Below are 21,507 nucleotides of genomic sequence, written 5' to 3' on the forward strand. Positions count from 1 at the left end.
TGCGCCTGCCACAGCGGGGGCTGGCGCGAGCCAGTAACGTGTCATGACTGTGCGTGCGCGTTTGCGCCGAACGAATCGTATGGCCTCGTCACGTGGGGCGCAGCGGGGATCGGTTCCGATTCTTGCCTTCGTCTTCGTGATCGTGGCGCTGATTCTGGCGTTCGCCATCGATGTGGGCTATGCGTTCATGCAACGACGCGATCTGCAGCGCGCGGCCGACATGGCCGCGCTCGCCGGTGCGCAGACGCTGCCGGGATGCGCCAACGCCACGTCGTATGCGAGCGTCGCACAGGCCAACGTGACATCGAACATGGGCAGCAGCGTCACCGGCTTGCAGGTGACGACGTCGTGCGGCATCTGGACATCGCCGTCGGCCTCGGCGACCGGGCCGGGCACGTTCGTCGCGACCAATGCCGGCAATGCGGCGAGTGGAAATGCAGTGTCGGTGAAGTTGTCGTTGGGGGTGCCGTCCTTCTTCCAGCTCGCCGGCACCCGAACGATCACCGCCACCGCGATTGCACGCAAGGCGCCAGCGGTGGTGACGTTCACGGTCGACTCGGGACTGCTGGCGCTTAATACGAGCAACTCGGTGCTCGCGCCGCTGCTTCAGTCGGTCGGCATCTCGCCAACGCTCTACGTCGCCGCAGCACAGCAGCTAGTCGGCGTCAATATCACGCCGCAGGGATTGTTGCAGGCGCTTGGGGTTCCGGTGACCGGCGATGTCAGCGTGGCGTCGCTTTCGGGCGTGGCCGCGGTGAAGAACCTGACCGTCGGGCAATTGCTGAGTGCGACGAATATCGCGCTGGCAACGCAGAACGGTGCGCTGTCGGCGTCGGTCACGGCGATGAACAATCTCATCAATGTGTTCGCGGGCAGCCCGGTGCTGAATCTGCCGATCAACTTGCTGGGCACGGCGACGACGCCCGGCCTCATCGCCAACATCGACGCGGCGGGGGTGAGCGCAGCGAACGCGCTCACGGCCAATATCGGTGTCGCCGATCTGATTTCCGCAGCCGTCGTCGGCGCTAACGGCAGCAACGCCGTGGCGATTCCGTCGCTACCGATTCTGGGCGGTACGGTGTCGGTCGTGGCTCGGGTCATTTCGCCGCCACAGGTTGGCGTGGGCGGTGTCGGGGCGACAGCGACGACCGCGCAATTGCGGCTGTTCGTGACCGTGAACTCGTCTGCAGGTACGCTGGGTGGGCTGCTCAATGGGCTGGGGACGCAGTTGAATTTGCCGCTCGTGCTGGAGGCGGCACAGTCGACAGCGACAGTGACGGCCTTGCAATGCGGTGCGACCCCTTCCGCGACTCTCCAAATCAATTCCGGGCTGGTGAATGCCTGTGTGGGTGGCACGGCCAGCGGCGTGAACATCGCAAACGATGCAGCGAGCTGCACCACCCTCATGACGCAGCGCACGAACATTGCGACGTTGCTGGGATTGATTAACGTGGGTGGAAACGTCAACCTTTCGCTCGTGACCAATTCGCCCGCGCCGCTGACGTTTACCGGACCGTTTCCACAAACCGTCGGGCCGGTCGGCTCGAGCGTGAATCTGAGCCAGATCGTCAGCGCGTTGGTCACTGGCCTGTCGCTCGACGTGAGTGCGTCTGGGGCGGCGTCATCCAATACGATCGGTACGGGTCTCGTTGGCAGCGTGCCAACAGCGGCCGTGGGCGCCACCGTCTCGACGGTCAACCTGTTTCTCAGTACTGCCGCCGCAGGGCTCACCACCACGACCAATGCGCTCGGCACCACGTTGGGTGGCGTCGCCACCCTCAACCTGCCCCAAGTGGTCGGTGGCGTGGACGGCCTCATCACTGGGCTGGTCAATACGCTTGGCTCAATCGTGAACGGTTTGCTGGGCGGCTTTTCGGATCTGGTGTGCAATCTGTCGGGCAGCGGGGCAAATCAGTGCCGCGTCAATGCCGTGTCGGGGTCGATCGGTAGCGCCGACGTCTCGCCCGTGCTCGGCAGTGTGGTCTATACCTTGCTCAATCCGCTGCTAGGGCCACTGAGCACGCTACTCAACACGTTACTCACGTCGCTCGGCATCACGCTCGGTACCACCACGGTGACAGTCGACAGCATCAACTGCCAGAACGGACTCGTCCAACTCGTCTATTAGCGAAGCGGCACGATCGCGCAAGCGAACCGGAACAGGAGCGGAACAGCGAGGCCCCACAGCGGGCGACGGATATCAGGACTGAAATTCACCATGACGGGCGCCTGGCGCGACCGGCAACCAGCGGACAAGCATGAAAAGCAAGCCAGTACGTGAAGATCTCGATGTGTACGTGTGGGAGGGCAAGTCGGACATTGCCGACCGCGTCGCGCATTGCCTCGCGAGCTTCGACATGGAAGTCATTCGTGCCGACGGCGTCGACCTCTCGCGCGAGCGCACCAAGGCGCGTCCATCCATCGCCGTGGTCAGCGTGTCGGTGATCGAAGGCGCATCGACCAATGCCCAGGAGTGGCAGTTGGGCCACGGCATGCCTGTCATCTGGGTCGCGACCACGCCGCGCGAGAACGATCCGCGCGTCTATCCGCCCGAGTACAGCAATATCCTCACGCTCGACTTCTCCGGCGCGGAATTGCGCACGCTCATCTTCAAACTCTCGGGCGCCATCGCGGAAGCCGACCGCGCCCCCGCGCCGGTGGACCCGCTGGTTGCGCAGTCGAGCGCCATGCTGGGCTTGCTCGCGGAGGTCGACGCCTTCGCCGATTGTGATTCGAACGTGCTCATTCACGGCGAGACCGGGGTGGGCAAAGAGCGCATCGCGCGCCTGCTGCACGACAAGCAAAGTCATTACGGGCAAGGCCCCTTCGTGGCCGTGAACTGCGGTGCGATTCCCGATGGCCTGTTCGAGTCGCATTTCTTCGGCCACGCCAAAGGTGCGTTTACGGGGGCGCTCTATTCGCACAAAGGCTATTTCGAGCAGGCCAACGACGGCACGCTCTCCCTCGACGAAATCGGCGATCTGCCGTTGTATCAGCAGGTCAAGCTGTTGCGGGTGCTGGAGGACAGCGCGGTGACGCGTCTGGGGTCGGCGCAACCCGTGAAGCTCGACTTTCGGCTCGTGGCGGCGACCAATAAGCACCTCAAGACGATGGTGCGCGACGAACTGTTCCGTGCCGACCTGTTCTACCGTCTCGCCGTGATCGAGTTGCATATCCCGAGTCTCGAGGAGCGCGGCCCCGTCGACAAGCTCGCCGTTTTCACGGCCTATCTCGGCAAGGTCGTCGGCGACAGCGAGGTCGGCGCGCAAGTGCCGCCGTGGCTGCGCGAACTGGTCGAGGGCGGGGTGTTTCCCGGCAACGTGCGTGAAATGCGCAACATCGCCGAGCGTGTCGGCATCATCTATCGGCAATTGGGGGGCTGGGACGAGCGGCGCATCCGCCCGATTTTCGACGCGCTTTCCATGGGCACCCCCTCACGCAGTGATGACGGCGCACGAGGCGCGGTGCTCACCGATCGCGCCCGTTGGGATGCCACCGAACGCGCACGCATCGTCGCGTCGCTCGACGCCAACGGCTGGCGACGCCAGGACACCGCCAATGCCCTGGGCATCAGCCGCAAGGTGCTGTGGGAAAAAATGCGCAAGTATCAGATCGTTGGCAACGATTCGGAACTGGCCGGCGAGTTCGAGGCGGGCACCGGTAGCGATCGCTAGTGCGCCGTGACCGGACGGCATTCGGCGCGCCTGGTTGGCAAACCGAAGGAAACGACTGAAAAGCCAGCGGCGGTCCGAGAGATGCCATCCGCCCCTCGCCATGGGATCGTGCCCCGATATCGCCGCGTGTTGCGTGGGCAATTCCTCGATTCGTCCCTAAATGACGGGATTTGTCTGACATCGAAGTTCCGTCCAGGAGAACTCGCACGGTGTGTGGAGTTGCGCGGTATCAACAGATGAATTCAGGCGGGCACAATAACGCATTCGGCGCTTGGAAGCGGGCGCGTCAATGGATAGAATTGGCGGCTATTGCGGGCGTGCGGTTATCATTCCACAAATACGCAGGTCTCAGATCCTCGGGGCGGAGTCCGGAGGGGCGAACGAATGCGGCGAACAAGGATCGTGAAACGGTCCGGTCGATAAGAGGAAAACAGATCAGATGAAAATCAGTGATTGCCGGGGGCGGTATTGGTTGGGCGTGGGGGTGGCATGCCTGGCAGCCTGGGGAACGCCAGCGGGGGCGGCGGACGCAGTGAAGGACGTGACGGGCGCATCGCCTGCCCAACTTGCGGCGCCGACAGTGCCTGCGCAGTCGGCCAACGCGCCGGCGGCGGCCTCGGGGACGATCCAGGAACTGCGCGATCGCATTCAGAACAAGGAAGTCTCCGAACTTCGCACAACTTACAACGGCCGCTATGGCGCGAGCCTGTTGTTCTATCCGCAGACGCTGGGCTATTACGTCGCACTGTTCCATGAGGGCCAGTTCTGGCGCGTCGTGAAGCTCGGCAACGAGAAGAAGGCGGAAGCACTTTATGGCGACTTCGTGCGCCAGACGCAGGTGCTCGCCGACGTCGAAATCCGTCGCATCAAGCTCGAAGCGCAAAAGGCGCTGATGGAGCGCCAGCTCGCCGCGAGTGAAGCGCGCCTGAACGCGGTGCAGAACGACCTGACGATTCAACGCCAGCAGGAACAGGCGCTGGCCGAGAACCAGCAGGCAGTGCGCGAACAGGCCTCGGCACTGGAAACCGAACGTACCGCAGCGCGTCTGCGCCTGAACGACCTGCAAGGCCAGATCCGCTCGCTTGAAGCCGAGCAGAACAGTGCCGATTCGAGCCTCGTGCGCTCGGTCAAGAGCCCCGCCCATCGCGGCAAGGCAACGCGTCATCGTTAAGGCGATGACCTGCCGGACATCGTTCGGTCGACGGCTCAAATGCTGGGAAAACCGCCTTCGGGCGGTTTTTTTATGGGCCGCCGCGCCAGCGCTTCGCCGCCGGCGGCGGTGTCGTGCGTGGTGCACCGGTACACGCAATTGGCGGGGCTGTCGACTCGTGAATGCGCATGCCGGGCATATGTCGCGCATTTGCAACTCGAAACGCGGCGCCGCTCGCCCAATCCCAGGGTGCGCCGGGGTGGCAAAACCCTTGTCGCGCCGCACTGGTCACGGCGCACGGCTCGAATTATCCTAGCGTAGCCTGCCATGTCAGACGTCCGGCACTCAGCACCTGTCCGGACTGGCGAGGGAACCGGCGCCCAGTTAGAATAGCGCCCATTTTGTGCAGCGCAATAAAGCGATTACCCAAACCTTATGACGCAAAACATACGACACGGGCAGCGCCCTCAGGCTTTGCCCGCGCTCATGGTGGCGGCCATCGGCGTGGTCTTCGGCGATATCGGCACCAGTCCGCTCTATGCGCTCAAGGAATGTTTCGATCCGCAACACGGCATTCCGTTTACCCAGCAAGCTGTGTTCGGCATCATCTCGCTGCTGTTCTGGGCCCTGGTGATTGTCGTTTCCTTGAAGTATGTGCTGTTCGTGATGCGCGCGGACAACCGCGGCGAGGGCGGCGTGCTCGCGCTCATGGCGCTCAGCCTGCGCAGCGTGCGGAGCGGCAGCCGATGGGCGGCGGTGCTGATGATGCTGGGCATGTTCGGCGCCTGTATGTTCTATGGCGATGCGGTCATCACGCCGGCCATTTCCGTGCTGTCGGCGGTCGAGGGGCTAGAGATTGCCGCCCCGTCGCTCGCGCGCTTCGTGCTGCCGATCACCATCGTCATCCTGATCGTTCTGTTCTGGATGCAGAAGTCAGGCACGGCCAAGGTCGGACGCCTTTTCGGCCCGGTCATGGTCATCTGGTTTGTGATTCTCGGCGTGCTCGGCGTGTACAACATCATCGCCGCGCCCGAGATCGTTCAGGCGATCAACCCGTATTACGGCATCCGCTTCATCCATACGCACGCCCTGCAAGCCTATATCGTGCTCGGCTCGGTGTTCCTGGTGTTGACCGGGGCCGAGGCGCTCTATGCGGACATGGGGCATTTCGGCATTCGGCCCATCCGATTTGCGTGGTCGCTCCTCGTGTTCCCGGCGTTGACACTGAATTACTTCGGCCAGGGGGCATTGCTGCTGACGACGCCAAAGGCCATCGAAAACCCGTTCTTCCTGATGGCCCCGGACTGGGCGCTGGTGCCGTTGGTGATGGTGGCAACGGCGGCGACCGTGATCGCTTCGCAGGCGGTGATTTCCGGCGCATTCTCGCTGACCAGTCAGGCCATTCAGCTCGGCTATGTCCCGCGTATGAAGATCCTGCATACGTCAGATCGCGAAATCGGCCAGATCTACATGCCGGTGATCAACTGGGCGCTGTTGCTGGTGATCATCTGGATCGTGCTGGCCTTCAAGTCGTCGAGCAATCTCGCGGCCGCGTACGGTATTGCCGTGACCACGACGATGGTCATCACGACCATTCTGGCGTGCGTCGTCATGGTCAAGGTCTGGAACTGGAACAAGTTCCTGGTGGCGTTGATCATCACCGGCTTCCTCGTGGTTGACTTCGCCTTCTTCGGCGCGAACCTGATCAAGGTGGAAGAGGGCGGATGGCTGCCGCTAGCGCTGGGGGCTTTCCTGTTCTTCATGCTGATGACCTGGCACAAGGGGCGCCAATTGCTGCGTGAGCGCACGGCCGCCGACGGGATTCCGCTCGCGCCGTTCTTGCAGGGGTTGCTCGCGCATCCGCCGCATCGCGTGGCGGGCACCGCCATCTACCTGACGGGCGGCAACACGCAAGTGCCGGTGAGCTTGCTGCACAACCTCAAGCACAACCGCATCCTGCACGAGCGCACGATCTTCCTTACCTTCCGCACGGTCGATGTGCCGTATGTCGAAGATCTCAATCGCATCGAGGTCCAGGATCACTCCGGCGGCTTGTTCAGCGTAGTCGCAACGTTCGGTTTCAACGAGACGCCCGACGTCAAGGAAGTCCTGAATTTGCTCGAGGGCAAGACGGACATGCACTTCGAGCTGATGGACACGTCGTTCTTCCTCGCGCGCGAGACGGTGGTGCCGACCAAGTTGCCGGGCATGTCGATCTGGCGCGAACGTCTGTTCGCATGGATGCACCAGAACGCCGCCAAGCCGACCGACTTCTTCAGCATTCCCGCGAACCGCGTGGTCGAACTGGGGACCAAGATCGAAATCTGACGGCGAGTCCCGTGCCCTGAGGGGCCGGGCACGCTGCGCCGTTTGACATGGCCGTGCGTGAACTCGATGCAACGAACCCCCAAGGATTGGCGAGGCCGCCAGCCCTTGGGGGTTTGGCGTTTTGGCGGACCGAAAAAAAGCCCGCCTTCCGGAGAGGGCGGGCCGGTCGCAACGAGACGGGACGCGGCGCGAGGTAACGCTTGCGCGTGCGTCGGACTCGTGAGCGCTGGGGCTCGACTTAGCGCTTGAGCTTGGCGAACGCGGCTGCCATGGCGTTCACCGTCTCCGGTTCACGCTGACGTTGACCGCCGCCGCCACGTTGGCCGCCGCCATTGCCACCGTTGCCGCTGCGTGCGCCACCGCCGCTACTGCTCGGACGATCGGTCGCCCCCGCCACCGGCAGGTCGTCGTTCAGGCGCATCGTGAGCGAGATGCGCTGGCGGCGCGGATCGACTTCGAGCACTTTCACCTTCACGATGTCGCCGGCCTTCACGACCTCGTGCGGATCCTTGATGAACTTCGTCGACATCGCCGAGACGTGCACCAGGCCGTCCTGATGCACGCCAATGTCGATGAACGCACCGAAGGCCGCCACGTTTGTCACCACGCCTTCGAGCTGCATGCCCGGCTTGAGGTCGGTGAGCTTTTCGACCCCCTCCTGGAACGTCGCCGTCTTGAACTCCGGTCGCGGATCGCGGCCCGGCTTCTCGAGTTCGGTCAGGATATCCTTGACGGTTGGCAGACCGAAACGCTCGTCGACGAATTCGGTCGCCGAGACACTGCGCACGATCGAGCCGTTGCCCATCACGTCGCCAATGCTCTTCTTGATCTTCGCCAGAATGCGTTCGACGACCGGATACGCTTCCGGGTGGACCGACGACCGATCCAGCGGATTGTCGCCGCCGGTCACGCGCAGGAAGCCGGCGGCCTGCTCGAAGGTCTTGTCGCCCAGGCGCGGCACTTTCTTGAGCGCTTCGCGATTCGGGAACGGGCCGTTGCTGTCGCGGAAGTCCACGATGTTCTTTGCAAGCGTGCCGTTCAGGCCCGAGACGCGTGCGAGCAGCGGTGCCGAAGCGGTATTGACGTCCACGCCCACGGCGTTCACACAGTCTTCGACCACGGCGTCGAGCATGCGCGCCAGCTCGCGCTGGTTCACGTCATGCTGATACTGGCCCACGCCGATGGCCTTCGGCTCGATCTTGACGAGTTCGGCCAGCGGATCTTGCAAGCGGCGGGCGATCGACACCGCGCCGCGCAGCGACACGTCGAGGTCGGGGAATTCCTTCGCAGCGAATTCCGACGCCGAGTACACCGAGGCCCCGGCTTCCGAGACCACGATTTTCTGAAGCTTGAGCTCGGGATGGCGCTTGATCAACTCCAGCGCAAGCTTGTCCGTCTCGCGCGAGGCCGTACCGTTGCCGATACTCACGAGTTCCGCCCCGGTGGCAGCGGCGATCTTGGCGAGTCGCGAGAGCGAGCCGTCCCAATCGCGGCGCGGTTCGTGCGGGTAGATGGTGTCGGTGCCCAGCACCTTGCCGGTGCGATCGACCACGGCCACCTTCACGCCGGTCCGCAGGCCCGGGTCCAGACCGATCACGCCCTTCTGACCGGCCGGCGCGGCGAGCAACAGCGCCTTGAGGTTGCGAGCGAACACGCGAATGGCTTCGCTCTCGGCACTCTCGCGAATTTGCGTGAGCAGTTCCGATTCGAGATGCGGCTGCACCTTTACGCGCCAGCACCAACGGCAGACATCGCCTAGCCACTTGTCGGCGGAGCGGTTCTGCTGGCGAATGCCGAAGTGCCCGGCAATCACGCCTTCGCACGGATGCGGGATTTGCGTGTCGAGTTCCTCGCCAAGGCCCAGCTTGACCATCAGAATGCCGAGGTTACGGCCGCGGAAGAGGGCCAGTGCGCGATGTGACGGCACGGCGGCGATCGGCTCGGCGTAGTCGTAATAGTCGCGGAATTTCTCGCCTTCCTCGCTTTCCTTGCCCTCGACGACCTTCGACGACACGACGCCCTGATGCCACAGATAGTCGCGCAGCTTGCCGAGCAACTCGGCCGTTTCGCCGAATTGTTCTGACAGGATGTCGCGGGCGCCGTCGAGCGCAGCCTTGACGTCCGCCACGCCTTTTTCGGCATCGACGAACTTTGCCGCCTCGGCCTGCGGGTCGAGTGTCGGGTCGGCAAGCAAGGCCTGCGCGAGCGGTTCGAGGCCGGCTTCGCGGGCGATTTGCGCGCGCGTGCGCCGCTTTTGCTTGTACGGGAGATAGAGGTCTTCGAGCGTCTGCTTCGTGTCGGCCGCCTCGATGGCGGTGCGCAGCTCGTCGGTCAGCTTGCCTTGCTCGTCGATGTTCGCGAGGATCGCCGCGCGGCGCTCTTCCAGCTCGCGAAGATAAAGCAGGCGTTCTTCGAGCGTACGCAACTGCGTGTCATCGAGGTTATCGGTGACTTCCTTGCGGTAGCGAGCGATGAAGGGCACGGTGGCGCCTTCGTCGAGCAGTTGCACGGCGGCGGCCACCTGACGCGGCTGCACGTTGAGTTCGTCGGCGATGCGTTGAACGATCTGAAGGGCTACGTTTTGCGTCATGAGTGTTGCGAGTTACCCAAGTGCCAGGAGCGGGGCATTTTGCCATAAACCGCGGGCGCGTCCGGGCAGGCAATGTTAAAATTTGGCATCACTCTGCTCAACCTCATGATTTCCTTCGCAAAATTGTTTTCGCGCCAGTCTTTGTGTCGCCATGCCGCGGTGGGCGCGTTCGGCATCGTGACGGCGGCCGCCGTCGTGCCTGGCACGTCGTTCGCGCAGGGGCTCTCGGCGACCGAGGCCGCAGGACGCACGACCGAACAGCTTCGCGTGCCGAAGGTGCCGTTCGATGCCACGGCCGATCGCACACCGTCGCCGGCCAGTGCGGCGAGTGCCGCCATCGCCGAAGATGACAAGCCGGTCGCGTACGACGACGCGCTCGATCTGCACCCCGCTGATGACGACTTCGCCGGCCGCCGTGCGGTGCTCGATCGGCAGCGCGCCTGGATCGACTATCGCTTCGAACAGGCGAAGTACGAGTGTGCGTCGAAGTTCTTCGTGAATTACTGCATCGACAACGCGCGTGACGATCAACGCGCGGCCCTCAAGGCCGTTCGCAGCCAACGGCTGGTGCTGGAAGACCAGGAGCGCAAGGCGCGGGCGCAGGAGCGTGACGAGCGTCTGGCGGAGAAGCGGGCGCAAACGGCGGCCGAAGCGCCGCAGCGCGCGGCGGAGCGTGCGCAGAACGTATCCAATTACCAGACCAAGCAGGCCGAGTATCAGCAGCGTGTGACCGAGCGCACAGGACAGGCGCCGCAGCGTGCCGCCAACGCCGAGCAGTACAATGCCAAGCAGTCCGGGCAGCAGCAGAAGCTCGACGACGCGAAGGCGACGGCAGCGCAAAAAGCGGCTGAGCGCGAAGACAACGTGCGCAAGTTCAATCAGAAGCAGCAGGACGCCATCGAGCGCCAGAAGAAGTCGGATGCGCGCCGCAACGAGTCGCAATCGGGCAGTTCGCCGGCACAGAAGCCGTTGCCGGGGCAGTGAACGCCAGCCCCGGAATCTTTTGAGAGTCGCAGGAGAGTGAGCACGATGCAGCAGGATCTTCACTCCGTCGGGCGCCGCATCATCGAGTTGCAGATCGAACACCGCGATCTCGACTTCCTGATCGACAAGTTGCTGACGGAACCGGCGTACGACGAACTCCGGGTCACACGGCTCAAGAAGCGCCGTTTGAAAATCAAGGACACGATCACCCTGCTGCAAGTGCAGCAAATGCCGGACCAGCCCGCCTGAGCGGGCGTCCCACGCAACGTTTGCGACACGCGTCCGACCGTCGGCGCGATTGCTTTTTTCATTGCCGGCGTCGCGAATCCACTCGATGCGATGCGCGGCACCTTTGAGTTTTCCTGCCGTTTTGACCGATTCCGCCGCCTCCAGCGATTTCCCTGACATCTCCCCGAGCCCCGCCGAGACGCCCACGTTCTATGGACTCAAGCCGCTTGCCGCCAAGCGCGAGCGCGAGTTGCAAGAGATCTTCGGCGACGGCGGGATGCTGGCGCGCACGATCGACGGTTATCGCTCGCGTGAACCGCAGACCGAGATGGCGCGCGCCGTGGCCGCCGCAATGGACACGCACGACACGCTGATTGCCGAGGCCGGTACCGGCACCGGCAAGACCTACGCGTATCTCGTGCCCGCCATGCTGTGGGGCGGCAAGACAATCATCTCGACCGGCACCAAGCACTTGCAGGATCAGATTTTCGCGCGCGACATTCCCACGGTGCGCAAGGCGCTCGCGGTGCCGGTGACGGTGGCCATGCTCAAAGGGCGCGCGAATTACCTCTGTCATTACTATCTCGAGCGCGCCCAGCAGGAAGGACGCTTCGCGTCACGTCATGAAGCGGCCCAGTTGCGCGAGATCACGACGTTCGCGCAAATCACGCACAGTGGCGACAAGGCGGAACTGGCCTCGGTGCCGGAGAATGCGCCCATCTGGGCGCAAGTCACGTCCACCCGCGACAACTGTCTGGGTCAGGAATGCCCGCGCTACAAGGATTGCTTCGTGATGCAGGCGCGCAAGGAAGCGCAGCAGGCGGATCTCGTGGTCGTCAATCATCACCTCTTTTTTGCGGACGTGATGTTGCGCGACACGGGGATGGCCGAGCTGCTGCCGAGCGCGAACACGGTCATCTTCGACGAAGCGCATCAGTTGCCCGAGACCGCCACGCTGTTCTTCGGTGAGACGGTCTCGACCGGGCAGATGCTCGAACTGGCGCGCGACTGCGTGGCTGAGGGGCTGATTCATGCGCGCGATGCGGCAGACTGGGTCAAACTCGGTGCGAACCTCGAGCGGGCGGCGCGCGATGTGCGTTTGACCTTCGGGCAGGACAATACGCGGATGTCGGTCGCACAATTGGCCGACGATCACGAGTTGTTCGGCGCGCTCGATAGCGTGGACGTCGCATTGCAAGACATGATCGAGACGCTCCAGCACCAGTCCGAGCGAGCCGAAGCCTTGGGGACTTGCTTGCGTCGCGCGCTGGAGTTGCATCAGCAGTTGGAACGTTGGCAGACCGGGGCAACGCCGCCCGTGCCAGGCGAGTCGCCGCTGCCGCTGCTGGATCCGGATGCACCGCGTGTCACCGACGGCAAACGCGAAAAGGCGGCCAAGGCGCGCGAGGCGGAAGCTGCGCGGCTGGCGGCCGACGCGAAGGCATCGGGCACTTCGACGGACGAGGGGGCGGCGGAAAAAAACTACACGCCCCCGGAGACGGTACGCTGGATCGAGGTGTTCTCTCAGGCGGTTCAGTTGCATCAGACGCCGCTTTCGATTGCGCCGATCTTCTCGAAACAGCGTGCCGGAGCGCCGCGGGCCTGGATCTTCACGTCAGCTACGTTGTCGGTGAAGGGCAATTTCATGCACTATGCGGCGCAGTTGGGGCTCGATGCGGGCAAGTCGCTCACGCTCGCTAGCCCCTTCGATTATCCGAATCAGAGTCTGCTGTACGTGCCACGCGGATTGCCACAGCCGTCAGCGCCGGGCTTCACCGACGCCGTGCTCGACGCCGCCTTGCCGGTGCTCGAAGTGAGTGGTGGCCGGGCGTTTGTCCTGTGTACGACGTTGCGCGCGGTCAACCGCGCCGCGGAACGTCTGCGTGAGGAGTTCGACCGCCGTGGCTGGCCGTATCCGCTGCTCGTGCAGGGCGAGGCGAGCCGCACCGAACTGCTCGATCGGTTTCGCGCGCTCGGCAACGCCGTGCTCATCGGCAGTCAGAGTTTCTGGGAAGGGGTCGACGTGCGCGGCGAGGCGCTCTCGCTTGTCATCATCGACAAATTGCCGTTCGCGCCGCCGGATGATCCGGTGCTGGCCGCGCGGCTCGACGCGCTCACGAAGAAGGGGCTCAGCCCGTTCGCCGTGCATCAGTTGCCGCAGGCGGTCATCACGCTCAAACAGGGCGCGGGGCGGTTGATTCGTTCTGAACTCGATCGTGGTGTGTTGATGATTTGCGATCCGCGTCTGGTCGACAAGCCGTACGGCCGCCGGATCTGGCAGAGCCTGCCGCCGTTCAAGCGCACGCGCGAGCTACCCATTGTGCGCGGCTTCTTCGATGAGATCGCCGCCGACGCGGGTGACTGACACACCGATGCATTGCTGCGGCCTTCGCCGGACTCGACCTGGCGCATCACGCACCAAAACAAAAAAGCCCTCGCGCGAGCGAGGGCTTTTCGATGGGGCAGACCGAAGCGACGTTCACCGCCAGAGCTGCCACCAGGACTTCTTGTCGCCGCTGGTGTCGGTGCGATGGCCGACTGTCAGATAACCGCTCTTCGGATAGGTTTTTTCCATCACGCGGCGAGCGTCGTCACGCAGTTCGGTCATGCCGAGTTTATCGTACGACTTGATCATGATGCCCAGTGCGTCTTCGAGCGCCGGTGCCTGATCGTAGTCCTTCAGCGCGCTTTGTGCACGATTCACGGCAGCCAGGTACGCACCGCGACGATAGTAGTACTCGGCGGCATGCACTTCGTGGGCGGCCATGGCGTTGACGGCGTAGCGCATGCGCAGCGCGGCGTCGTTGGCGTACTTGCTGCTCGGATAATGCTCGACCAGGTATTTGAAGCTGTCGTAAGCCGCGCGCAGTGCCTTCGGATCGCGCTCGCTGAGATCCTGTCCCGAGAAGCGGCCGAACAGGCCCAGGTCGTCATTGAAGTTGATCAGACCCTTGAGGTAATAGGCGTAATCGATCGACGGGCTGTCCGGATGCAGGCGGATGAAGCGGTCGATGGCGGTGAGGGCCTGCGCCGGCTCGTTGTCCTTGTAATAGGAGTAGGCCGTGTTGATCTGCGCTTGCTGCGCATGCGGGCCGAACGGATCGCGCCCTTCGAGCAGCTCGTAGTACTTGGCGGCCTTCGTGTAGTCGCCGCTATCGAAGCTGTCCTTGGCTTCCGAGTATAATTTGTTCGTCGACCAGCCGGCCGTTTCGTCGACCTTCTCCGGCAGAATGCCGCAGGCGGCAAGGCTGCCGACCACGATTGCGGCCAGCGTCAGGTGTTTGACAAGTTTCAGGGCTTGCATGCTCGTTAGCTTCACTTCTCGATGACCCATTCAATTCTGCCGGATTATAGCGTAACCGCCTCATTTGCCACGGAAAATGCAGAGGATTCGTCTGACGACGACCTCGATTCGCTTTCTGAGGCTTTTCCAACGGCAGCCGACGGCGCCCCTCCCGGTGCTCCCTTATCCGGTTCCGCCTTGTCGGGCGGGGCTGGCGTCAGCGCGCCGCTTGGCGCCACCTTACCCGAGTCGCTGGCCGGGGAGCGACTGGACAAGGCGCTCGCGCAATGTTTTCCCGAATACTCCCGTAGCCGGTTGCAGGCGTGGGTCGAAGACGGCCGCGTCACGCTCGACGGCGAGGCCGCCAAGGTGCGCCAGAAAGTGGCGGGCGGCGAGGCCGTCGTCATCACGCCGGCACCACTGCCCGATCAACTCGCGTTTGCCCCCGAGCCGGTGCCGCTCGACGCCGTCTACGAAGACGCAACACTGGCCGTATTCAACAAGCCGGCGGGCCTGGTCGTGCATCCGGCGGCGGGTAACTGGTCCGGCACCTTGCTCAACGGTCTGTTGTATCGCTATGGCCAAGCGGCCGCCGATCTGCCGCGCGCCGGTATCGTTCACCGGCTCGACAAGGAGACGTCGGGCCTGATGGTCGTGGCGCGCACACTGGTGGCGCAAACCGATCTGGTGCGCCAGTTGCAGGCCCGCACCGTCAAACGCCATTACGCCGCGCTGGTGTGGGGACGCCCGCCGCAGCGCACGGTCGTGGACGCTCCCATCGGTCGCGACCCGCGTGAGCGCACTCGCATGGCGGTCGTGCCCGGGCAGGGCGGTAAGCCGGCGCGCACGCGCGTCGTGACGGTCGCCAGCGCAGAATGGGAAGGTTCCCCGGTGTCGCTCGTGCTTTGCTCGCTCGATACGGGGCGCACACACCAGATCCGCGTTCATCTCTCGCACCTCGGCCATGCGCTGTTGGGCGATCCCCTCTACAAACCCCGTCACAAACGACCGGTGTTGCCGGGCGATTTTGCGCGTCAGGCGCTGCACGCCTGGCGATTGGGGTTGATTCATCCCGAGGATGGCCGTCTCGTGCACTGGCAGGCACCTTTGCCGGATGACCTGCGTGCGCTCGTGGCCGCGCTCGGGCTCGAGTTCGATTTTTCAACGCTCCCCGATTCGCTCGATGACTTCTTCCCTGCCTGAGTCAGACCTGATGCCCGCGGACTGGATCGTCCCCGACTGGCCCGCTCCGGCCAACGTTCGCGCCGTCTTCACGACGCGCGCGGGCGGCGTGAGTCAAGGGCCGCAAGCCACGTTCAACCTGGGGACCAAGGCGGACGACGAGCCGGCCGCCGTGCGGATCAATCGTGCGTTGCTCGCGTCGCGCACGGGCGTACCGTCGGCATGGGTGGCGCAGATCCACGGCCCGCGTGTGGTCGATGCGCGCGCGGCGCTCGAGGCGGCCGATGCCGGCGACCCGCTGCAGGCTGATGCCAGCGCGACGAGCGAGATTGGCCTTGCGAGCACCGTCATGGTGGCGGATTGCCTGCCGGTGCTTCTGTGCGACGCGCAAGGGCGTGCGGTGGCCGCTGCGCATGCCGGCTGGCGCGGACTTTGCGCCGGGGTGATCGAGCAGACAGTGCAGGCATTGCGAGCCCGCTTGCCGAAGGGCGACGCCGATGCGCCGGTCTTGGCGTGGCTCGGCCCTTGCATTGGGCCCCAAGCGTTCGAAGTCGGCCGGGAGGTGAGTGAGGCGTTTCTTGCCGCGGCAACGCCGGACGAGCGTGAAGCGACGCAGTCTGCGTTCGTCCCGCACGGCGATCCCGATGCGGGGAAGTCGTTGGCGGATTTGTGTGCGCTCGCACGGTTGCGACTGGCCCGTGAGGGCGTGACGCAGGTCTCGGGCGGGCAATGGTGTACGGTCGGCGATTCGGCGCGATTTTATTCCTACCGGCGCGACCGGACGACGGGTCGCATGGCGGCACTCGTGTGGCGCACGGCCTGACGCCGATTACCGCGCAAGCGAGTCCGTCCGGGGTTCTGTCACGGCAACGGCGTGGGCGGCGAGCGCGGTGAGGCGTCGCGATCCGACGATGAAGGGACTTGCGCGACGGCGTCATCGGTTCGCGGCGGGCGGGCACGCCGGAGGCGGGCGCCTGCGATGTACAAACAGAGCATCGTCGGCGCGAGGCCACCGCAGACAAAGATGACGATACCCAGTGCGACGGACGGCGCGGTGATGGCGACCATCGCAATGACATAAAGCCAGCCAAGAATGACGATCAGCATTGGGGCAAACGCGCAGGCAAAAATAGGTGGGGCGACGGAAAAATGCACGCAAGACGGACGCTGCAAGCATTGACACACTTGCGCGCGCACGCAAGAATGCTTCGCAGGTGGGGCGTATCGCTAAGCAAGCGCTGCGTGCCGCCGCGTTTCGGGCGCTGGCCCGTGAACGCAACGAACGTGACACTCAGGCTATCATGAATCGCGCCAGTGCCAACTTCGATCCGGCCTCGTTGGCCGCCTCGTTCGCCAAGCAGTTTCCCTCCGCTTCGCTCTCCGCTCAGGACATGTCGCAGTGGTTCACGGCTGCCCAACAACTGTTCGGGGCGCTGCCGGGGGCTGCCGGCTCGTCATTCTCCGGTGCCCCTGGGACACCGTCCGCCGCAAACCCGTTCGCCGGGCTTTTCGATCTCATCGGCAAGGCCGGCAGCCTGCCGCCGCCGACGTCACCGCACGTCGATCCGGCGCGTCTGAATGCCCTTCAGACGGAATATGCGCGCGAATTTTCCGAACTTGTTGCCAGCTTCACGCAGCCCGGACTGGACACGGCGCCGGCCTTGGGAGACCGGCGCTTCGCGGGCGACGGTTGGCGTAATCCGTTCTACGCGATGCCCGCGGCGCTGTATTTGCTCAATGGACGCTTCTTGCTGCGCATGGCCGAACTGGTCGACGCCGACGCGAAAACGCGCGAGCGGATTCGGTTTGCGGTAGAGCAATGGGTGGCGGCCAGTTCGCCGGCCAACTTCATCGCGACCAATCCGGACGCGCAGCAGCGCCTCGTGCAAACGAAAGGCGACAGCCTGCTCACCGGCATGCAGCACCTGCTTGCCGACATGGGCAAGGGCAAGGTGTCGCAAACCGATGAGGCCGCGTTCGAAGTCGGTCGCAACGTGGCGACGACCGAAGGCGCCGTGGTCTTCGAGAACGACCTGATCCAGCTCATCCAGTACAAGCCGCTCACGCCAACGGTGCATCAGCGGCCGCTACTCGTCGTGCCGCCTTGCATCAACAAGTACTACATCCTCGATCTGCAGCCGGAGAACTCGTTGATCCGCTATGCGATCGAGCAGGGCAATACCGTGTTTGTCGTGTCTTGGCGCAATCCCGACGCATCGCTCGCTCACAAGACCTGGGACGACTACGTAGGCGAAGGGCCGATCGCCGCGATCGACGTGGTGCGTGAGATCAGCGGGCAACCGCAGATCAATGCGCTCGGCTTCTGCGTGGGTGGCACGCTGCTCTCCGCCGCGCTCGCCGTGCTGGCCGCGAACGGCCAGAAGGGTGCCAAGTCGCCGGTCGCCAGCGTGACCTTGCTGACCACGCTGCTGGACTTTTCCGATACCGGCGTGCTCGACGTCTTCATCGACGAGCCGCATGTGCAATTCCGCGAGCAGACGATCGGCGGCGGCGCCGGGCATCCGCCGGGCCTCATGCGTGGCGTGGAGCTGGCGAATACGTTCTCGTTCCTGCGCCCGAACGATCTGGTCTGGAATTATGTGGTCGACAGCTACCTGAAGGGCAATGCGCCCCAGCCGTTCGACCTGCTTTACTGGAACGGTGACGGCACCAATCTGCCGGGGCCGATGTTCTGCTGGTATCTGCGCCATCTCTATTTGCAAAACGAACTGAAGCGCCCGGGTGCGGTGCGAACGTGCGGCGTGCCCTTGGATCTGGGCGCCATCGACGCGCCGGCCTATGTGTTCGGCTCACGCGAGGATCACATCGTGCCGTGGACGTCGGCGTTCCGTTCGCTGCCGTTGTTGGGCGGCGAGCGACGCTTCGTGCTGGGCGCTTCTGGTCACATCGCGGGCGTGGTCAATCCGCCGGCCAAGAAAAAGCGCAGCTACTGGCGCAACGACGACGTGGGTACCGATGCCAACGACTGGCTGGCCGGCGCGACGGAGCACCCCGGCAGTTGGTGGAGCGACTGGAGCGAGTGGCTTGCAGGCTACGCAGGAAAACGCGTCAAGGCGCCAAAAGCGTATGGTAATGTTGTTTATGCCCCTATCGAACCGGCGCCCGGTCGCTACGTGAAGGCCAAGGCCTGAACGGGCGGCACCCACGGGCATCCCCCGCGGGTTCGACTCATTTGGAAACGAGGAAAGAGACATGACGGATATCGTGATTGTGTCGGCTGCGCGTACCGCAGTCGGTAAATTTGGCGGCTCGCTCGCCAAGGTGGCGGCGCCGGATCTGGGCGCCATCGTGATCGACGAGGTGCTCAAGCGCGCCAAGCTCAAGGGCGAGGACGTGAGCGAAGTCATCATGGGTCAGGTACTCACGGCCGGCTCGGGTCAGAACGTGGCGCGACAGGCTTCCATCAAGGCGGGTCTGCCTGCGATGGTGCCGGCCATGACCATCAACAAGGTGTGCGGCTCGGGCCTGAAGGCCGTGATGCTCGCCGCGAACGCGATCACCGCGGGCGAGGCCGATATCGTCGTGGCGGGGGGGCAGGAGAACATGAGCGCCGCGCCGCATGTGCTGCCGGGCTCGCGTGACGGCTTCCGCATGGGCGACGCCAAGCTGATCGACACGATGATCGTCGACGGCCTGTGGGACGTGTACAACCAGTTCCACATGGGCATCACGGCGGAGAACGTCGCGAAGGAATACGGCATCACCCGCGAAATGCAGGACGCATTCGCCGCCGCTTCGCAGAACAAGGCCGAGGCCGCGCAAAAGGCGGGCCGTTTCGACGCCGAGATCGTGCCGGTCCTGATTCCGCAGCGCAAGGGCGATCCGCTGGTGTTCAACACCGACGAATTCGTTCGCCATGGCGTGACGGCCGAGTCGCTCGCGGGTCTGAAGCCAGCGTTCGCGAAAGACGGCACGGTGACCGCGGCGAATGCGTCGGGGATCAACGACGGCGCGGCCGCTGTCGTCGTGATGTCGGCCAAGCGCGCCGAGCAACTGGGGCTTACGCCGCTCGCGCGCATTGTCGCGTACGCGAACGCGGGCGTGGATCCGAAGGTGATGGGCATCGGCCCGGTTCCGGCATCGCAGCGTTGCCTCGCGCGTGCGGGGTGGAAGGCCAGCGATCTGGACCTGATGGAAATCAACGAAGCCTTCGCGGCGCAGGCACTGGCCGTGAACCAGCAGATGGGTTGGGATACTTCCAAGATCAACGTGAACGGTGGTGCGATCGCCATCGGACACCCGATCGGGGCGTCGGGCTGCCGTATTCTCGTGACGTTGCTGCACGAGATGGCGCGCCGGGATGCGCGTCGCGGCCTGGCATCGCTGTGCATCGGCGGTGGCATGGGCGTCGCGTTGGCGCTCGAGCGCGTCTGACGCGCATCGGCGAGCGTTCGAAAAAAATCGAATCGGTATCGTCCGTGCGTGCAGTGCGCACGGGCGCACGCTGAAGTCGGCAGGAGACGAAAGGCGCGCGCGGGAACGCGCGGCTTGTGCGTCAGTCAATTGGCAGTCGCAACAGGCGGCAGAGATGCCGCTATTTTGGGGGAAGCTTTCCATGACTCAACGCATTGCATATGTGACAGGTGGGATGGGCGGTATTGGTACGTCCATTTGCCAGCGGCTGCACAAGGATGGCTTCAAGGTGGTGGCGGGTTGCGGGCCGAATTCGCCGCGCCGCGTGAAGTGGCTGGAAGACCAGAAGGCGATGGGGTTCGACTTCATCGCGTCCGAAGGTAACGTTGGCGACTGGGAATCCACGACGGCCGCGTTCAACAAGGTCAAGGCCGAGGTCGGCGAGGTCGACGTGCTGGTGAACAACGCGGGCATCACGCGCGATGTCGTCTTCCGCAAGATGACCCGCGAGGACTGGGATGCCGTTATCGACACCAACCTCACGAGCCTGTTCAACGTGACCAAGCAGGTCATCGAGGGCATGTGCGAGCGTGGTTGGGGCCGCATCATCAACATTTCGTCGGTCAACGGGCAAAAGGGGCAGTTCGGTCAGACCAACTACTCGACGGCCAAGGCCGGTATCCACGGCTTCACGATGTCGCTGGCACAGGAAGTGGCGACCAAGGGCGTCACGGTCAACACGGTGTCCCCGGGGTATATCGGGACGGACATGGTGCGCTCGATTCGTCAGGACGTGCTGGACAAGATCGTGGCCACGATTCCGGTCAAGCGCCTGGGCGAACCGGGTGAGATCGGGTCCATCGTGGCGTGGTTGGCATCGGAAGACTCCGGCTTCTCGACGGGGGCGGATTTCTCGCTCAACGGTGGCCTGCACATGGGCTAAGCGGGATCGGGGCGTAGGGGGCGCGACGGGCGACACCCGCGCCGCGCGCCCCGTTGCGGGTTAGGGCTTTGCCGCATAGCAGCAAACGTCCTAGAATCGATAATATGTGACTAACCCCGACCGCCGGTCGGGGAAGTCCTTCATAAAAGCAGGAAACCCACCGCATGGCCGCGAGCAAGAAGACTGACGAACGCCTGATCAAAAAGTATCCGAACCGGCGTCTGTACGATACCCAGACCAGCACGTACATCACCCTTGCCGATGTGAAGCAATTGGTACTCGAGACCGAGGAGTTCAAGGTCGTCGATGCCAAGTCGGGTGAGGATCTGACGCGCAGCATTCTGCTGCAGATCATTCTGGAAGAAGAAACCGGTGGCGTGCCGATGTTCTCGAGCGCCATGCTGTCGCAGATCATTCGTTTCTATGGGCATGCGCTGCAGGGCATGATGGGCACGTATCTCGAGAAGAATATCCAGACGTTCATCGAAATTCAGAACAAGCTGGCCGATCAGTCGAAGGGCATCTACGAAGGCGCGTCCTTCAACCCGGACGTCTGGGCGCAATTCATGAACATGCAGGCGCCGATGATGCAGGGCATGATGACCAACTACATCGAGCAGTCGAAGAACCTGTTCGTGCAGATGCAAGAGCAGATGCAGACCCAGGCGAAGTCGATGTTCAATACGTTCCCGTTCCCGGGAGCGCCGGGCGCTCCGGGCGACCCGAACAAGAAGCCCTGACGGTTTGGCCGACGTTGCGATGGGGCACGGG

General features: G+C 63.9%; 16 protein-coding genes. 13 read left to right on the top strand and 3 right to left on the bottom strand.

Annotated elements, in window-relative coordinates:
- Nucleotides 1–79 precede the first annotated feature (79 nt).
- From A985_RS0114105 to A985_RS0114120, 4 genes are all read left to right on the top strand, one after another.
- Complete coding sequence (locus A985_RS0114105; RefSeq protein WP_017234049.1) at nt 80–2,128, top strand: pilus assembly protein TadG-related protein; 2,049 nt, start codon at nt 80–82, stop codon at nt 2,126–2,128.
- Nucleotides 2,129–2,258: 130 nt separating this feature from the next.
- The gene (locus tag A985_RS0114110; RefSeq protein WP_017234050.1) at nt 2,259–3,674 is read left to right on the top strand and encodes a sigma 54-interacting transcriptional regulator; all 1,416 of its coding nucleotides are present in this window, start codon (nt 2,259–2,261) and stop codon (nt 3,672–3,674) included.
- Between the two features lie 439 nt (nt 3,675–4,113).
- Nucleotides 4,114–4,845 carry a DUF2968 domain-containing protein gene (locus A985_RS25525; RefSeq protein ID WP_083902309.1) on the top strand — a complete coding sequence of 244 codons (732 nt, stop codon included), beginning with the start codon at nt 4,114–4,116 and terminating at the stop codon, nt 4,843–4,845.
- A 414-nt stretch (nt 4,846–5,259) separates the two neighbouring features.
- Nucleotides 5,260–7,152 (top strand): potassium transporter Kup, encoded by a 1,893-nt coding sequence (locus A985_RS0114120; protein ID WP_039830364.1) that lies wholly within the window; start codon nt 5,260–5,262, stop codon nt 7,150–7,152.
- 238 nt (nt 7,153–7,390) lie between these two features.
- Here A985_RS0114120 and A985_RS0114125 read toward each other — a convergent pair whose 3' ends face one another.
- Nucleotides 7,391–9,742 carry a Tex family protein gene (locus A985_RS0114125; RefSeq protein ID WP_017234053.1) on the bottom strand — a complete coding sequence of 784 codons (2,352 nt, stop codon included), beginning with the start codon at nt 9,740–9,742 and terminating at the stop codon, nt 7,391–7,393.
- Between the two features lie 141 nt (nt 9,743–9,883).
- Between A985_RS0114125 and A985_RS27065 the strand changes: the two genes are divergently transcribed.
- The 3 genes from A985_RS27065 (at nt 9,884) to A985_RS0114140 (ending at nt 13,319) form a co-directional block, all read left to right on the top strand.
- Entirely contained in the window at nt 9,884–10,726 is an 843-nt protein-coding gene (locus tag A985_RS27065) for a hypothetical protein (protein ID WP_157211471.1), read from the top strand.
- A 45-nt stretch (nt 10,727–10,771) separates the two neighbouring features.
- Complete coding sequence (locus A985_RS0114135; protein WP_017234055.1) at nt 10,772–10,975, top strand: YdcH family protein; 204 nt, start codon at nt 10,772–10,774, stop codon at nt 10,973–10,975.
- Nucleotides 10,976–11,060: 85 nt separating this feature from the next.
- Nucleotides 11,061–13,319 (top strand): ATP-dependent DNA helicase, encoded by a 2,259-nt coding sequence (locus A985_RS0114140; protein ID WP_039830365.1) that lies wholly within the window; start codon nt 11,061–11,063, stop codon nt 13,317–13,319.
- 114 nt (nt 13,320–13,433) lie between these two features.
- Here the strand turns inward: A985_RS0114140 and A985_RS0114145 are convergent, their stop codons facing one another.
- Entirely contained in the window at nt 13,434–14,258 is an 825-nt protein-coding gene (locus tag A985_RS0114145) for an outer membrane protein assembly factor BamD (protein ID WP_017234057.1), read from the bottom strand.
- A gap of 21 nt (nt 14,259–14,279) precedes the next feature.
- Between A985_RS0114145 and A985_RS25535 the strand changes: the two genes are divergently transcribed.
- Together A985_RS25535 and pgeF are read left to right on the top strand one after the other, a co-directional pair.
- Nucleotides 14,280–15,440 (top strand): RluA family pseudouridine synthase, encoded by a 1,161-nt coding sequence (locus A985_RS25535; protein WP_083902310.1) that lies wholly within the window; start codon nt 14,280–14,282, stop codon nt 15,438–15,440.
- On the top strand, nt 15,421–16,242 hold the full coding sequence (gene pgeF, locus A985_RS0114155; RefSeq protein WP_157211472.1) for a peptidoglycan editing factor PgeF: 822 nt from the start codon (nt 15,421–15,423) through the stop codon (nt 16,240–16,242). Before A985_RS25535 ends, pgeF begins: the two co-directional genes overlap by 20 nt.
- Nucleotides 16,243–16,280: 38 nt before the next feature.
- Here the strand turns inward: pgeF and A985_RS25540 are convergent, their stop codons facing one another.
- Nucleotides 16,281–16,526 (bottom strand): hypothetical protein, encoded by a 246-nt coding sequence (locus tag A985_RS25540; RefSeq protein ID WP_017234060.1) that lies wholly within the window; start codon nt 16,524–16,526, stop codon nt 16,281–16,283.
- Between the two features lie 194 nt (nt 16,527–16,720).
- On the opposite strand from A985_RS25540, the gene phaC reads away from it, so the two are divergent.
- The 4 genes from phaC to phaR all read left to right on the top strand — a co-directional run bounded on the left by phaC (nt 16,721) and on the right by phaR (nt 21,476).
- On the top strand, nt 16,721–18,571 hold the full coding sequence (gene phaC, locus A985_RS0114165; RefSeq protein WP_232424621.1) for a class I poly(R)-hydroxyalkanoic acid synthase: 1,851 nt from the start codon (nt 16,721–16,723) through the stop codon (nt 18,569–18,571).
- Nucleotides 18,572–18,632: 61 nt separating this feature from the next.
- The gene (locus A985_RS0114170; RefSeq protein WP_017234062.1) at nt 18,633–19,814 is read left to right on the top strand and encodes an acetyl-CoA C-acetyltransferase; all 1,182 of its coding nucleotides are present in this window, start codon (nt 18,633–18,635) and stop codon (nt 19,812–19,814) included.
- A 181-nt stretch (nt 19,815–19,995) separates the two neighbouring features.
- Complete coding sequence (locus A985_RS0114175; RefSeq protein ID WP_026131972.1) at nt 19,996–20,736, top strand: 3-ketoacyl-ACP reductase; 741 nt, start codon at nt 19,996–19,998, stop codon at nt 20,734–20,736.
- Between the two features lie 164 nt (nt 20,737–20,900).
- Nucleotides 20,901–21,476, top strand: a complete 576-nt coding sequence (gene phaR, locus A985_RS0114180) for a polyhydroxyalkanoate synthesis repressor PhaR (protein WP_017234064.1) — start codon at nt 20,901–20,903, stop codon at nt 21,474–21,476.
- Nucleotides 21,477–21,507 lie beyond the last annotated feature (31 nt).

Origin of the sequence: Pandoraea sp. B-6 (genome assembly GCF_000282835.1) — a bacterium.
GTDB classification, from domain to species: domain Bacteria; phylum Pseudomonadota; class Gammaproteobacteria; order Burkholderiales; family Burkholderiaceae; genus Pandoraea; species Pandoraea cepalis.